Here is a 14,906-nt window from a genome sequence, read left to right as displayed (position 1 = left end):
GTTCGGAAAGGGCGAGGTGGTCTTCCGGCCCGACCCTCCCTCCGGCTGAGCGCAGCAGCGGTCGATGAGGTAGACGCCGTACGCGGGCGCGGGAGGAGGACGGATCATGATGCCGTCCATGCCCGTGCGGAGAGAGCTTGAGCGGGCCGCCGCAAGGCTCCTGATGTCGGAATCGCCCGGGCGACCACGGCGGCAGGGCGCGCGGCCCGGCAATGGCGGAGAAGCTATTCGGCGACCGCGTCGTCACGATGAGCGGCATGAACAGACGACAGCCGCCAGGAGTCTTCGCCACCGCCGCGATCACCGCCCCCGTGTCAGTGTTCGGGCTGCCGGGGGCCACCGCCGATGCGGCTACCGCCCCGACCCGGTCCGCGCCGTTGCCCAGGAACGGGGGGACTTCGAGTCTCCCGGCGCTCCAGCGTCCGCTGAACGCGGAGCCGGCCGCCGGGATGCCGGCGGCCGGCCGCGCCGACACCGGCACCCGCCGACCGCCGCGCACCGCGTTCGAAGAAGCGGCCTGCCGCTGATCGTCGGGGCCCGCCGAACAGACATCTACCAGGCGGCAGGGCCGAAAGGGGGCGCGGATGGCTGATGCGCGACACCGCGACACATTCCATGCGCTCCCGACGGCGGGTCGGCAGCGCTCGGCTCGGCTGGATCGGTGGCCGCGTGAGGAGTCCGTCCTCCCCTTCAGCGGGCCTGCCACCCGGCGCGGAGCAGCGCCGGCCGAAGGCCGAAGAACCCTCCGGCGATCCGATACCAGCGGGACTCCCACCTGCTCTGACAGAAGAGGTACCGACATGTCAGCACCGACCATCCCGGCCGCGCCGCCGATCAGAGCCAGGCGCGGGCTGTGGGGACGCCAACTCGACCGGTACCCCGAAAACGGGGCCCGGAGACTCTATCTGGGCATCGTCGTGGTGAGCACGGTGACCTTGTACTACGAGCTCTTCGTGCAAAACGCGGTGTCGACGCAGATCGCCGCGAAGCTGCACATGTCCCTGTCGTACTTCATCGCCGTGATCGTGATCGGTTACGGGCTCGGCGCGGTGGGATCGGTCGTCGCCGGGCTCGCGGACCGCTGGGGTCGGGCGAACCTGGTGGTCTACGGACTGGCCCTGACCGGAGGGCTGGTGCTGTTCGGACTGCCGAACGCGCACACCAAGCTGACGTACCTGGTCTTGTTCGGCCTGGTCAGCATCGTCGAGGGCGTCGTCCTGGTGGCCAGCCCGGCACTGGTGCGGGACTTCTCGCCGCAGGTCGGCCGGGCCTCGGCGATGGGCCTGTGGACGCTGGGCCCGGTGGTCGGCTCGCTGCTGGTGACCGAGGTCTCCAGCAACACGCTCACCGCGCACCCCGACTGGCAGTACCAGTTCCGGTTCTGCGGCGTCGTGGGTCTGGCGGTGTTCGTGATCGCGTTCCTGGGCCTGCGGGAACTGGCGCCGCGGCTGCGCGACCAGCTGATGGTCAGCCTGCGGGACCAGGCCGTGGTCGAGGCGCGGGCCCGCGGCGTCGACCCGGACCGGGCCGCCGACGGCCGGTGGCGGCAGGTGCTGCGGGCCGACGTGATCGGACCGGCGTTCGGGATCGGCGCCTTCCTGCTGTTCTTCTATATGGCGGTCGGCTTGTTCGTGGTCTTCTACACCACGACCTTCGGCTACAGCCTGGCCCGCGCCAACGCCCTGGGCAACTGGTACTGGGGTCTGCAGGCCGCCGCCCTGATCATCGCCGGCGTGCTGTCCGACCGGCTGCGCGTGCGCAAGCCGTTCATGGTGGTCGGCGCGGCCGTCAGCGCCGTCGGCGTGGCTCTGTTCGCCCGGGCCACCACGCACGCCGACACCGGCTATTACCACTTCGCGTGGATCATCGCGCTCATCTCGATCGGCAGCGCGATCGCCTTCGCGGCGTGGATGGCCGCGTTCACCGAGACCGTGGAGCGGCACAGCCCAGCCGCCACCGCCACCGGCCTGGCTGTCTGGGGCGCGATACTGCGCGTCATCGTCGTGGCGACACTGGGCTCGGTGAGCTTCGCGATTCCGGCCGCCGAGACCTTGGTGGACCACGGACCGCGGCTCAATGCCGCGGTGGCGGGCCAGGACCCGAGCCTGAGCGCGGCGCAGAACGCGATCGTCAAAGCGGTGGCGGCGGACCCGGGCATCGCCGTCAGGGCGCGGACGCTGGCCGCCCAGGACTCCTCCGAACTCGCGACCGCCGCAAGGCTCACCCCGGCCGTCTCCGCCGCCCTGATCGCGAACCCGAACGACCAGGTGACACAGGCCACGGCGCTGAGCCAGATCTCCGGCAAACCAGTCCCCGAAATCGTTCAGGCGCTGACGCTCAGCACGCGCTACCAGGCGCAGCTCGCCACCGCCGCCACCCTCGACCCGGCCACCCAGGCCGCGCTGGCCACCGGCGCCACCGACCCGGGCACCCTGGCCAAGGCCGTCGGCGAGATAGCGGCCGGCCTGCACGTACCGGTCGCCACCGCGACCGCCGACCTGCAAGCCCTGGCCCAAGTCCCGCCGACCGACCTGACCCTGCTGCGCACCGACGGTCCCGTGCTCCAGCAGGCACGCGCGAAACTCACCGCGCTGGGCACGGTCCCGCCGGCCGATCTGACGTTCCTCAACACCTACGGCCGCGGCCTGAAGGACCCCGCGGTGGCCTCCGCACTGGCCTACCTGCAGAAGGAAGCACCGGTAGTGCAGAAGGCGGCCAAGGACGGCCCGGCGCAATGGCAGCGCTGGTGGTGGCTCTGCTTCATCGGCCAACTGGTCTTCCTGCCGTCCATCTGGCTGCTCGCCGGACGCTGGACCCCGGCCAAGGCCCGCGCCGACGCCGCCGCGCACAACAGCGCGGTAGCCCGCGAACTCGAGGCCCTGGCGGCTGAACGAGCGGGCGGCCCACTGGCCCGCTGAGCCATTCCGGTCGGACCTCCGGTGCAATAAAGTCAGGGTTCCGCCCATTCATCACGGATGACACCCCGATGCCCGGAGGTTCACCGCCACGCCGCACACCGAATTGGGCAACGACCAGCCCGGGATCCGTTCGCTGTTCTTCTTCCGCCCGGAGACCGCCGCGCCGCTGTGCGACCTGGTCGAGGTCCCCCTGCGCGCGCCGAGCACATTGCGGCGGTGGAGCTCGTCGAGCCCGCCCGCGCGCAGGGGGCCACGGACGTCGAGCTGCACGACGCGGTCCTGATCGCGGCGGCGTTCTGCATGTACAACCGCTACGTCGACGGACTGGGCACTATCGCGCCGCAGGACCCGGAGAACCATACGAAGCGCGCCGAGGCGTTGGCCCGGAACGGCTACCTGCCGATCGTCGACGCCGCGTTGGCCCACCAGGCCGCCGCGCGAGGCTGACACGTCGAGGTGGTGCCTCACGCCGTGAACCGCACATCTTTGTCCACCGTGTCCACGGGGGATCGCGTGCGGGGCGCCGGGCGGTGGCCGGTAGGAGGTGGAGGGCGTGCCGGTCGGTACGCGTAGACGCCGGTCAGTACAGTCCTCCCACCGCCTGCCAGTCGGTGGCGATCTTCACCGGTCCGGTGACACCGCCGGTGCCGTCGCCGGAACGGCGCCACAGGTTGCCGGAGGCGTCGCGGCCGACCAGGTCGGGTTTGCCGTCGCCGGTGATGTCGCCGGCTCCGGTCAGGGAGGTGAGGGTGTTGAAGCCGGTACCGATCTTCTCCTTGGGGAGCCAGCTGCCGGCGCCGTCGCCCGACCAGCGCCAGAGGTTGCCGGAGGTGTCGCGGGCCAGGAGGTCGCCGATGCCGTCGCCGTCGAGGTCGCCGCCGCCGACCAGCATGGTGTAGCCGGACAGGCTCCAGCCGGCCTTGACCCGCGGGTCGAAGCCGCCCTTCCCGTTGTTGGCGTAGAGCCACAGGTCGCCGTTCTTGTCCTCGGCGAGCAGGTCGGCGCGGCGGTCGCCGGTCTCGTCGCCGGCGGAGACCAGAAAGGTGTACTGGTTCCAGCCCGTGCCCAGGGAATAGTCGCGGATGCCGTCCGGGTAGATCGGGAAACCGTCATCGCAGTCGCCCTGCCACTCCTTCAGTTCCCCTTGCGGGGTGCGCACCAGCAGGTCGTTGCAGCGGTAGCCGAGGATGTCGCCGAAGGGTATCGCGAGGTCGCCGGCCTGCCAGCCGGGTATGAGCTTCCTGGCCGTCGGTGCGGGGAGGCCGCCGCGGCCGTCGCTTTCCACCACGCCCGCCGCCGCGCCGGAGGGGCTGGTGAAGACCAGGCTGCCCTGGGCACCGAAGGAGTGGAACTCAACGGCTTTCACCTCCAGTTGTCCGCTGATCGTGGCGGTGTCGGAGGCGCGGTCGGCGGCGGTCGCGCTGAACACCCACCGGTAGGTGCCGCTGGGCACCAGCTGGCCGGAGGAGTCACGGCCGATCCAGTTCGGCCAGTGGTTCTGGTACGTGTCGTCGCCGTGCAGGTGCCCGCGGACCGGTCCGCCGGAGGTCGTCCACACCGTGCTGCCGGCCGCGTCGCGGATCTGCAGGGTCCAGGAGGAGGCCGGCTTGGACATCGAGAAGTCCGGCTGCCAAAGAGGATTCGGAAGGCGCTCGTTTGCCACCTTCTCCATCGCGCCGGGCACCAGGGTCATGCCCGTGGTGGTCACCCGGGGCATCATCACCCGGATGCCTCCGTCAGCGGTGATCACCGCCGCTCCGCCGCCGAACCGGTCCACGGTCCAGTACAAGCCGCGCTGATCGGCGGAGGCGCCGGGGCGGGAGGGCAGGTCGGCCAGGTCACGGGTGTCGAGAGCGTCCCCGTCGGACTGCGGCAGGTAGCTGATCCGCAGTGTGGCCGCGGCCGTGTCCTGGGTGACGAGGTAGCCGTCACCGAGCATGGCGTAGCCGGAGTCCACCGGCGTCAGCCGTCCGCTGGCGAGGTCGTACACCGCGGCGTGGGCGTCCGGGCCGCAGGACCAGTAGATCCAGTGCGCCACGACCTGGAGGTCGGTGATGGCACAGGTAGCGCCGACGTCGACCTTCTGCCCGGGTGTCATCGCCGGGAGTTCGGCGGCGGTCACCGTCCCCTGCTGGGCGCCGGTGCCGGCCGTCCACAGGGTGTTCTCCCACAATGCGGCCCCGACCGGGTCGCCCTCCGACAGCAGGCCGGGGCTGCTGCGCGTAGCGAACACATACTGCCGCTGCGGCGATCCCTTCCGCAGGACCTCGTAGCCACCCGAGGCGGCCACCATGTCCTGGGTCGTGTCGTACGAGTCCGAGCCCATCCCGGTATGTGTGACGTGGGCCCAGCCCGACGCGGTGAGGCGGCGGCAGTCCCCGGTGCACGGTATGGTCCGTCCCTCATCGTTGATGTACCCGTTGAGGATGTCGGCGAAGTCGAACGCCCCGACCGAGGGCGTACCGTCGGCCGCCACCGACACGTCGGCGGCCGTGACGTCGTCGGCGGGGGAGCCGTAAACGGGAGGGTAGATCGAATCGGTGCCGACGAACAGCCGGCCCTGGTCCAGTGCCAGCCCGCCGCCCTGCCAGGCCGGCGCCCCGGTCTCCTGCACCGTCGCCGGCGGCACGGTCACCGACGGCACGTCGTCCGCCGGGCCATCCGCCACCGCCGGCACCCCCGGCAGGCCCATCACGATCGCGGTCAGCAATGCCGACCCGATCAGCAACGCTCGTTTTCGGCGCATCCGAAACCCCCGGTTTCCTTCGACTTCGCGTCATCTGCGACTCGCATCCGAACTGCCAGACCCCGCACGGCACTTAAGGGTTGTAGCGACGTGATCGAATACCGTGCGTTCACCGGGCAGTCTCCAGAGAGCCCCGGCGTCCAGCACTCGTCCGGACCGGCCACCGGCGGGGTCGGCACCCGGCCGACATCCACCGCTACGGGCGGATTCCGGCTGCCGCTGATGAGGGCGCCGTTTCGGCGGGTTCGGCGTGCCGCATGCCGGCCCCTTCACGCCCGTCTCCGCTTCGGCCACCTGACACGGTCGTGAGAAGCTGAGGTGACGGAACAGGACCCGACCGCCGGAGGAGGTGCAGGAGATGGTGCCGAGAGCCAGGGCCGACGGCGTGCCCGCGTCCGAGGCGGCTTCTTCGGCCGGACTGCCCGACCTGCTCGGGGCGGCGGTGTGCGTGCTGGACGAGCGGGGTGTGGTCGCCCACCTGAACGGCCGCGCGGAGCGGCTGCTGGGCTGGGACGCCGCTGATCTGGTCGGCCGGAACGCTCACGATGTGCTTCAGCGCGACCGCCACGGCCAGCCGTTGCCCAGGTCCCAGTGCTCGCTGCTCCAGGCGTTCTTGTCCCGGTGCCCCCGGGCCGGCACCGGGTGGTTCGAGCGGGGTGACGGGTCGCTGGTCGAGCTGTCCTGGCTGATCGCGCCGTACGCCGAGGCGGGCGCCGACGCCGACGCGTTGGTGATCTTCACCGACGCCGATCGTGCCGCCGACCTGCCGAGCGGGCCCGGGTCGGCGCTGTCGGAACTGGAGCGGCTGACGCTGCTGGCCGATACGACCACCCAGCTGACATCGACCCTCGACAGTGACGAGGCGCTGAACCGGCTGGTTCACCTAGTCGTTCCCCGTATCGCCGACTGGGCGGTGGTGGACTTGATCACCGAGGGCGACGAGGTCGAGCGGGCCATCGTGGTGCACTACGAGGACGGCGTGTATGCCGCCCGGGAGGATTTGCAGGGACCGATGCCGCCGGTGCCGGCCGATTCGCCGATGCCGCTGTCCCGCGCGCTGCGCGGCGCGGCCTCCACCCTGGTGACGCCGCAGACCTACCAGGGACCACCGGACTCCGGTATCGCCCTCGAACAGGCCAGGCTGTTCGAGGCGACGGGCATGCACTCGGCCGCCATCGCCCCGATACGGGGCCTGCGGGACGTACTCGGCGCGCTGACGCTGGGGCGGGTCGAGCCCCGGGGCCCGTTGACTCCGGTCGACCTGTCGCTTCTGGAGGATCTCACCCGCCGCACCGGGCTGGCCCTGGACAACGCCCGGCTCTACCAGCGCCAGCGCAAGGTCGCCGAGACCATGCAACGGCACCTGCTGCCGCAGCTCCCCTCCGTACCGGGGCTGCAAATGGCCGCCCGCTATCTCGCCGCGCCGGACGACTCGCAGGTCGGCGGGGACTGGTACGACGCTTTCACCCTGGCCGACGGTATGACGGCGCTGGCGATCGGCGACGTGGTCGGGCACGACCTGGACGCCGCCGCGGGCATGGCACAGATCCGCAGCATGCTCCGCGCCTACGCCTGGAGCCACCACGAGTCGCCCAGCGCGATCGTGCGGCGGCTGGACGGATCGACGTCCCTCGCGGGAGTGCCGATGGTGACGCTGGTCTTCGGCGTGGTGGAGCAGTCGGCCGATGGCGCGTGGCAGCTGACCTGGACCAACGCCGGCCATCCGCCGCCGCTGCTGATCAGCCACGACGGACAGGCCCGCTACCTCAACGACGGACACGGCATGCTGCTGAGCACGGGCCTCACTCCGGTGCGCTCCGACGCCAGTCTGACTCTTCCGCCCCGGTCCACGCTGGTCCTGTACACCGACGGGCTGGTCGAGAGCCGCCACCGCCCGATCGACGACGGGCTCGAGCGGCTGCGCAAGCACGCCGCCTCCTTGGCCCACCGCCCGCTGCCGGCCTTCATCGACCTGCTGCTGGAGCGAGCCCGCCCCGCAGACGACAAGAACGACGACGACGTCGCCATCCTCGCGGTGCGTACCCCCTGATCGGGTCGTCGCTCGACGGCGGCCGGGACCCGCGGCCGCCGTCGCCACGGGTGTCCTGGCCGGTCAGTCCTTTTCGGCGGTGGCGATCCGGCCTGCCGGGGGCGACAGTGAACTCTCGCGTCCCACCGAGGTAGTCGTTGGCGGTGAGCGTGTAGCGCAACGGCTTGGTGCCCTGGTTGTGCAGGGTGAGTTCGACCAGTGGCTTCTGCTGGGCGCCCCTGCCCGTCAGCAGGTCGACCTCGACACGGGGAGGCCGCGGTCCTTCTGCTCCCGGGAGGGAGTGACCTGGCCGGCGAAGGCCCGAACGAAGCCGTCGTTGGAGTAGACCGAGAAGGCCGGATACTTGTCGGGGAAGACCTGGAAGCTCAAGGCCTTGTCCTTCGGGCCACCGGTCAGGGTCATCCTGGCGGTGATCTTCCCCGACTCGGGGTCCTCGGAGACCGTCGCGTGCGGGTGGAAGCTCAGCGGGCGCGGTGTCATGTGGCCGTCGGGGATCGACACCGGCTGCTCGGCGCGCGGGGCCGGGAAGGCCGCCGGTCCCGGCTGCGGGTGGGCGAAGTCGAGCGCGCTGGTCAGGTCGCCCGCGATCGAGCGGCGCCAGTCGCTGATGTTCGGGCTGCGGAACGGCTTGCCGAGGTGGGCCGACCAGATTTCGGGGAACCTGATCGTCGAGGTGTGGTCGAAGACCTCCGAGGCGACGTAGCCGCCGCGACTCCAGGGCGAGACCAGCAGCATCGGCACCCGAGGACCGAAGCCGAGCGGGTAGTCGCCGGCGTACTCGCGCGCGGTGCCCGCCTCGGGCCACGGCGGCAGCACATGGTCGAACTTCCCGTCGTTCTCGTCGTAGTTGAGAATGAAAAGGGTGTGGTTCCAGATATCGGGGTTGCTCCGCAGGATCCCGAGCACATTGTTGACGTAGCGCTCGCCGAGCATGGTGTCCCCAGAGGTAACCCTGCCGCCCGTCGCCGCTGTTGTCGGAGTAGAGCCGCCAGTCGATGCCGGCCCGCTGAAGCTGCTCAGCCACCGTGATCCAGGAGCGGGAGTAGTTGGATTCGTCCGCGTTGTTCGTCTCGGTGTTGGCGGTACCGCTCCACAGGTACTCGCGGTTGGGGTCCGTCGGCCCGAACTCGGAGCAGAAATTCTGGTCGGCGATGGTGTATTGGGCGGCGACCGAATGATAAAAGCCCATGTAGGCGTCGCTGTGGTAGTTCATGCCGCGGGCGCCGTCATCGACCTGAGGGGTGACGATATTGCCGTCGGCGTCCTTCTGCTGGAAGACGGTCGTTCCGTCCTGGAATCGCAGCGCCTGCTTGTCGTTGAAGCCGCGTACGCCGGGGAAGCTGCCGAAGTAGTGGTCGGTCGACCGGTTCTCCGCCCTGCGCCGTCCCGGATCTGTCGCCGCGGTCGGACCCAGCCCGGGGGTGATCGGACTGGCTTCCATGGAGGCTCCTCGCATGAGCACGGATCGTCGGGAATGGCTGCTATGGCCCGTTCATCGAAGCCGGTGGACACCTACGCCGCAGGCGCTGAGTTCGGTTTCCTTCAAATGCGATCAATCATTGGGGGGCAAAGTGGATATAAGGGCTATACAGTACCAGCTATATGCGGACTTGCGCGCCAACTGTGCCGCTGCGACGGGTAGTTAAGAGAAACATCGGACGTCGGACCCCTTGACCCCCTCAGAGTTCGGGAGTTGAATCGCCGCGCACTGCGGGGTCCCCCACGGGCTCCACCCGGCGCCTGCGCTGGGAACCCGCACGCCTCCCCCCCACCGCAGCTATGCGCAATGGAGTTGTCGCCATGGGTGTGTCACGTCGTACCTTCCTCACCACCGTCGCCGGCGGGTCGGCCGCCGCGGCCCTGGGCCTGGAAAGCCGCTCCGCCGCCGCGGATCCCGCGCCCGCGCGTCCCGCCGCCAGCGCGGCCGGCGACGTGGTCGGCAAGATCAGCGTCGGCTACCAGGGCTGGTTCGCCTGCGCCGGCGACGGCGCGCCGATCAACGGCTGGTGGCACTGGAGCCAGAACTGGGGCCAGGCGCCGTCCCCGTCGAACAACGCCATCAAGGCCTGGCCGGACATGCGTGAGTACGGCAAGACGTATCCGACGGCGTACGGCAACTTCAACGGCGGCGGCGCCGCGACCCTGTTCTCCTCCTACGACCAGAGCACGGTCGACACCCACTTCGCCTGGATGAAGACCTACGGCTGCGACACCGCCGCCCTGCAGCGCTTCAATCCCAACAGCAGTGAAGGCCCCACCCGCGACGCGATGGCCCAGAAGGTCCGCAACTCCGCCGAGGCCAAGGGCGTGAAGTTCTACATCATGTACGACATCACCGGGTGGACGAACATGCAGTCCGAGATCAAGACGGACTGGACGAACAAGATGAAGGCCCATACGGCGTCTTCGGCGTACGCCAGGCAGAACGGCAAGCCGGTGGTCTGCGTCTGGGGCTTCGGTTTCGACGACGCCAACCACCCGTTCAGCGCGGACGCCTGCCTGGACGTGATCAACTGGTTCAAGGGGCAGGGCTGTTACGTCATCGGCGGGGTCCCGCGCGGGTGGCGGACCGGCACCGCCGGATCGCGCGCCGGCTACGCGGACGCCTATCACGCGCTGAACATGATCACCCCGTGGATGGTCGGCGCGATCGGCAACGCGGCCGACTCCGACAACGTGTACAACACGTACACCGTCAGCGACCAGGCCGACTGCAACGCCCATGGCATCGACTACCAGCCCTGCGTGCTCCCCGGCGACGTCTCCGCCCGCCAGCGGGCGCACGGCGACTTCATGTGGCGGCAGTTCTACAACATGTGCCGCGCCGGGGTACAGGGCATCTACATCTCGATGTTCGACGAGTACGGCGAGGGCAACCAGATCGCCAAGACCGCCGAGAACGCCTCCATGGTCCCGGCCGGGTCCGGGCTGTGGGCGCTGGACGAGGACGGCACACCCTGCTCCGCCGACTACTACCTGCGGCTGACCGGCGACGGCGGCCGGATGCTCAAGGGCCAGACCGCCCTCACCGCGACCCGCCCCACCCAGCCGACGACAGGAGGCAGCACGCCTCCCGGCGGGGGTACGACCGTGGTCGGCTTCCGGGCCCGGGCCAACAGCCAGTACGTGACCGCGGACAATGCCGGTGCCTCCCCGCTGATCGCCAATCGGACCTCCGTCGGGACGTGGGAGCAGTTCGACATGGCGGACGCCGGCAGCGGCAACGTCACCCTGCGGGCGCACGCCAACAGCCAGTTCGTCACCGCGGACAACGCCGGTGCCTCCCCGCTGATCGCCAACCGCGCCACGGCGGGCCAGTGGGAGACTTTCCAACTCGTCCGCAACTCCAACGGCACGGTCAGCCTCAGGGCGCTGGCCAACAACCTCTATGTGACAGCGGACAACGCCGGTGCCTCCCCGCTGATCGCCAACCGGACGAGCATCGGGACCTGGGAGCAGTTCGACCTGATCACCTCGTGACCGCCGTGGGTGACCGTCCCCGATGACCACGGCCCCCCTCCTCCTGGCGGCGCCGGCGGCACGCAACGCGGACCTCGCTGTCCGGCCGCACCGTCACGTACCCCCACTCTTCGCAACGACGGAGGAACACATGCCCCCTCACTCCACGACTGGGCGGCGACCACGGCGCGCCGCACCGCGCCTGCTGGTGGCAGTGGTCGTCATGATCCTGGCCGCACTGGGCGCGAACACCGCCACGGCCACCGCCACGCCCGCCGGGACGGCCAGGACCGCGGCCGAAGCCGCCGTCAGGCCCGCCGCCGCCGCGCCGCTTCCCTGTGACGTCTACGCTTCCGGCGGTACACCGTGCGTGGCGGCGTACAGCACCACCCGGGCGCTGTTCGCGGCCTACAGCGGGCCGCTCTACCAGATCCAGCGGGCCTCCGACAGCAGCCGGCTGAACATCGGCCCGGCGTCCGCCGGAGGAGTCGTCGACTCCGCGCCGCAGACCTCGTTCTGCTCCGGGACCACCTGCACCATCACCGAACTGTACGACCAGACCTCCAACGCCAACCACATGCCCATATCAGCGGGCACCTCCTGCGCGGGCTGCTCCCACGGCATCCCCGGCCCCGGCCCGAACGGCTCGGACATCGGCGTGAACGCCATGGCGCTGCCGGTGACGGTCGGCGGCCGGCCCGCGTACGGAGCGCTGTTCAACGCCCAGGGCATGGGGTACCGCATCCAGAACGCCAAGAACGTGCCCACCGGCGCCCAGCCCGAGGGCATCTACATGCTGACCTCCTCGAACGTCACCAGCGACGGCTGCTGCTTCGACTTCGGCTCGGGTGAGACCGACAACACCGACGACGGCAACGGCACCATGAACGCCATCTACTACGGCACCGACTGCTGGACGAAGAACTGCACCGGCCCCGGCCCCTGGGTCGGCGGCGACCTGGAGAACGGCATGTTCTTCAGCGACACCGGCGCCAACCCCACGAGCATCCCCGGCGAGTACGGCTCCTTCCTGTCCGCGTGGGAGAAGAACAACGGCACCACCAACTTCACGCTCAAGTACGGCAACGGACAGCAGGGCGGACTCACCCAGTCCTACTCGGGGCCGCTGCCGCCGAACGGCTACAACCCGATGAAGGTCCAGCCGTCCATCGAGCTGGGCACCGGCGGTGACAACAGCATCTGGGGCAACGGCGAGTTCTTCGAGGGCGCCGTCACGGCCGGCTACCCCTCCGACGCCACCGAGAACGCCGTACAGGCCGGCCTCGTCACGGCCGGCTACGCCAACAACGTCACCGGCGTCCCGACCACCGCCTCCGTGGTCAGCCTCAAGGCCCACGCCAACGGCAAATACGTCGACGCGGCCGGCAACGGAGGCTCCGCCCTCATCGCCGACGCGGCCTCGATCGGCAAGAACCAGACATTCGACCTGATCACCAACCCCGACGGCACCACGGGCCTGCGCGCCCACGCCAACAACCAGCTCGTCACCGCGGACAACGCCGGTGCCTCCCCGCTGATCGCCAACCGTGCGACGGCAGGGCCCTGGGAGACCTTCGACCTGATCCACAACGCCGACGGCAGCGTCAGCCTGCGCGCCCACGCCGACAACCAGTTCGTCACCGCGGCCAACGGCGGGACCTCACCCCTCATCGCGAACAAAACGACCATCGGCCCCGCGGAGGAGTTCGACCTGGTCCACGACACCGTCCCCGTCAGCTTCCGCGCCCACGCCGACAACCAGTTCGTCACGGCCGACAACGCGGGTGCCTCGCCGCTGATCGCCAACCGTGCGTCGGCAGGGCCTTGGGAGACGTTCGACCTCGTCGGCAACGCCGACGGCAGCGTCAGCCTGCGCGCCCACGCCGACAACCAGTTCGTCACGGCCGACAACGCGGGTGCCTCGCCGCTGATCGCCAACCGTGCGTCGGCAGGGCTCTGGGAGACGTTCGACCTCATCGACAACGCAGACGGCAGCGTCAGCCTGCGCGCCCACGCCAACCGCGACATCGTGACCGCGGAGAACGCCGGCGCGGCGGCCCTGATCGCCAACAGGACATCGGTCACGGCGATCGGCTCATGGGAGTCGTTCGACCTCATCTACGACTGACCGGCTGCCGCGTACCGTCGTGCGGGAATGGGATGACGCTGGGGTCGTCGGCGGGGGCTCGGAGCTGCTCGGCGTATTCGGCTCGCGGCACCGATTCAGGAGGCGGGCTGTCAAGAGCGTGACCTGGGCGGACGATTCATCGGCGCCCGCGGAGTTGCCCGCGGGTCGGAACGGGATATCTGTTCCGACCCGCGTTTCCGTCGGTCCACCGGGAGACGACGGTCAGCAGTACAGGTTGCTTCCGGGGGTGACGCCGAGGATGGAGGTGAAGCTCTGGTAGGCGTTGACCCGGCTCTGCACCTGGGCCGGATTCCTGCCGTCGCACTCCAGCGATCCGTTGATCGAGCGGATCGTCTGTCCGAAACCGGCCTGGTTGACCATGGCGTTGTGCGGGGTCATGGTGCCGGGGCCGGACTGGGTATTCCAGTACCACAGGCCGGTCTTCCAGGCGATCGCCGGATCGGTCTGGACGAGGTTGGGGTTGTCGAGCAAGTCGATGCCGAGGGAGTCGCCGGCCGCCTTGTAGTTGAAGTTCCAGCTGAGCTGGATCGGCCCGCGCCCGTAGTACGCGGACTGGCCGGCCGGGCACCCGTAGGGCTGGCTGGTGTCGCAGTAGTGCGAGTAGTTGGCGGTGTTCTGCTCCACGACGTAGACCAAGCCGCCGGTCTCATGGTTGACGTTGGCGAGGAAGGCCGCGGCCTCCTGCTTCTTGACGGTGTCGCTGCCGGTGGTGGCGAAGCCCGGGTACGCGCTCAGAGCGGCGGTCAGTCCGCCGTAGGTGTAGAAGGAGTTCCGGCTCGGGAACATCTGGTTGAACTGCGCCTCGCTGACCACGAATCCCGAGGGTGTGCCGCCGCCCCCCGCGGGGGCGTTCCACTTCTGGTTGGCGGCGCCGGTGCAGGTCCAGATCTGCAGACGGCTTCCATTGGCGCTGCTGTTGTCCCGCACGTCCAGGCACTTGTTGGCGGCCGGGTTGACGATGTCGTGCGCCGCGGTGACCACCCACTGCTGGTTGGCGCCGCCGGAACAGTCCCACAGTTGCACCGCGGCGCCGTCCGCGGTGCTGCGGTCGACCACGTCGAGGCACTTGCCGAGCGCTCGCAGTGTGCCGTCACCGCCGTTGGACCACCGCTGGGCGGTGGTGCCGTTGCAGTCGTAGAGCTGGACGGCGGTGCCGTTGGCATTGCTGGCGGCGGCCACGTCCGCGCACTTGCCGGCCAGTCCGGTGATCTGACCGTCGGCGGCCTGGGCCGGGACGGCGGCGAACAACGCCGCCATCAGGGCCGCCACCACGGCGGCTGCCATGAAGCGGCCCTGGACGCCTCTTCTCGCCAGGAAACGCGTGAATCGATCCATCAGCATGAGGAAGTGACTCCTAGCCGGGAGATGTTCGAAATGGGGGGGATGAAGGTGTCGCGGCGCGAGCGGGCGCCGTCAGGTCGGTGGTGATGGTCGCGCTGGCGCCCGCGGCCAGAAATGCGGTCAATGGACCGAGGCTTACCGAGAACGCCGCTGACAGTCACCGCCTTTCGCGCGCTGCCGCGGCGAGTTGTGAACACCTGCTCGGAGGAGATGAGCGAGGTACACCTATGAAACATTAACGAC

Annotated in this window: 8 protein-coding genes and 1 pseudogene; 5 read left to right on the top strand and 4 right to left on the bottom strand. The window is 69.8% G+C overall.

Features of this window, described 5'->3' with window-relative positions; all coding sequences use genetic code 11:
• The first annotated feature begins 800 nt into the window (after nt 1–800).
• Nucleotides 801–2,918 carry an MFS transporter gene (locus tag ACFO3J_RS18095; protein ID WP_386430479.1) on the top strand — a complete coding sequence of 706 codons (2,118 nt, stop codon included), beginning with the start codon at nt 801–803 and terminating at the stop codon, nt 2,916–2,918.
• A gap of 216 nt (nt 2,919–3,134) precedes the next feature.
• Complete coding sequence (locus tag ACFO3J_RS18090; RefSeq protein WP_386430478.1) at nt 3,135–3,365, top strand: hypothetical protein; 231 nt, start codon at nt 3,135–3,137, stop codon at nt 3,363–3,365.
• 133 nt (nt 3,366–3,498) lie between these two features.
• Here the strand turns inward: ACFO3J_RS18090 and ACFO3J_RS18085 are convergent, their stop codons facing one another.
• The gene (locus ACFO3J_RS18085) at nt 3,499–5,664 is read right to left on the bottom strand and encodes an FG-GAP-like repeat-containing protein (protein ID WP_386430477.1); all 2,166 of its coding nucleotides are present in this window, start codon (nt 5,662–5,664) and stop codon (nt 3,499–3,501) included.
• 358 nt (nt 5,665–6,022) lie between these two features.
• Between ACFO3J_RS18085 and ACFO3J_RS18080 the strand changes: the two genes are divergently transcribed.
• Nucleotides 6,023–7,714: a SpoIIE family protein phosphatase gene (locus tag ACFO3J_RS18080; protein ID WP_386430476.1), complete on the top strand. Its 1,692-nt coding sequence runs from the start codon at nt 6,023–6,025 to the stop codon at nt 7,712–7,714.
• 225 nt (nt 7,715–7,939) lie between these two features.
• Here the strand turns inward: ACFO3J_RS18080 and ACFO3J_RS18075 are convergent, their stop codons facing one another.
• Together ACFO3J_RS18075 and ACFO3J_RS18070 are read right to left on the bottom strand one after the other, a co-directional pair.
• Nucleotides 7,940–8,647: an alkaline phosphatase family protein gene (locus ACFO3J_RS18075; protein WP_386430475.1), complete on the bottom strand. Its 708-nt coding sequence runs from the start codon at nt 8,645–8,647 to the stop codon at nt 7,940–7,942.
• Nucleotides 8,648–8,690: 43 nt separating this feature from the next.
• Nucleotides 8,691–9,155 (bottom strand): annotated as a pseudogene (locus ACFO3J_RS18070) (alkaline phosphatase family protein); the annotation flags it as partial.
• 359 nt (nt 9,156–9,514) lie between these two features.
• Between ACFO3J_RS18070 and ACFO3J_RS18065 the strand changes: the two are divergent.
• Both ACFO3J_RS18065 and ACFO3J_RS18060 read left to right on the top strand, forming a co-directional pair.
• Complete coding sequence (locus tag ACFO3J_RS18065) at nt 9,515–11,194, top strand: DUF7910 domain-containing protein (protein ID WP_386430474.1); 1,680 nt, start codon at nt 9,515–9,517, stop codon at nt 11,192–11,194.
• Between the two features lie 187 nt (nt 11,195–11,381).
• Nucleotides 11,382–13,301 carry an arabinofuranosidase catalytic domain-containing protein gene (locus ACFO3J_RS18060; RefSeq protein ID WP_386430473.1) on the top strand — a complete coding sequence of 640 codons (1,920 nt, stop codon included), beginning with the start codon at nt 11,382–11,384 and terminating at the stop codon, nt 13,299–13,301.
• 222 nt (nt 13,302–13,523) lie between these two features.
• Here ACFO3J_RS18060 and ACFO3J_RS18055 read toward each other — a convergent pair whose 3' ends face one another.
• The gene (locus tag ACFO3J_RS18055) at nt 13,524–14,657 is read right to left on the bottom strand and encodes a glycoside hydrolase family 19 protein (protein ID WP_386430472.1); all 1,134 of its coding nucleotides are present in this window, start codon (nt 14,655–14,657) and stop codon (nt 13,524–13,526) included.
• Nucleotides 14,658–14,906 lie beyond the last annotated feature (249 nt).

This window comes from Streptomyces polygonati (assembly GCF_042650325.1).
Classification (GTDB): domain Bacteria; phylum Actinomycetota; class Actinomycetes; order Streptomycetales; family Streptomycetaceae; genus Actinacidiphila; species Actinacidiphila polygonati.
Note: the sequence above shows the minus strand (reverse complement) of the source record. Positions and strands in the feature narration are given on the sequence as shown.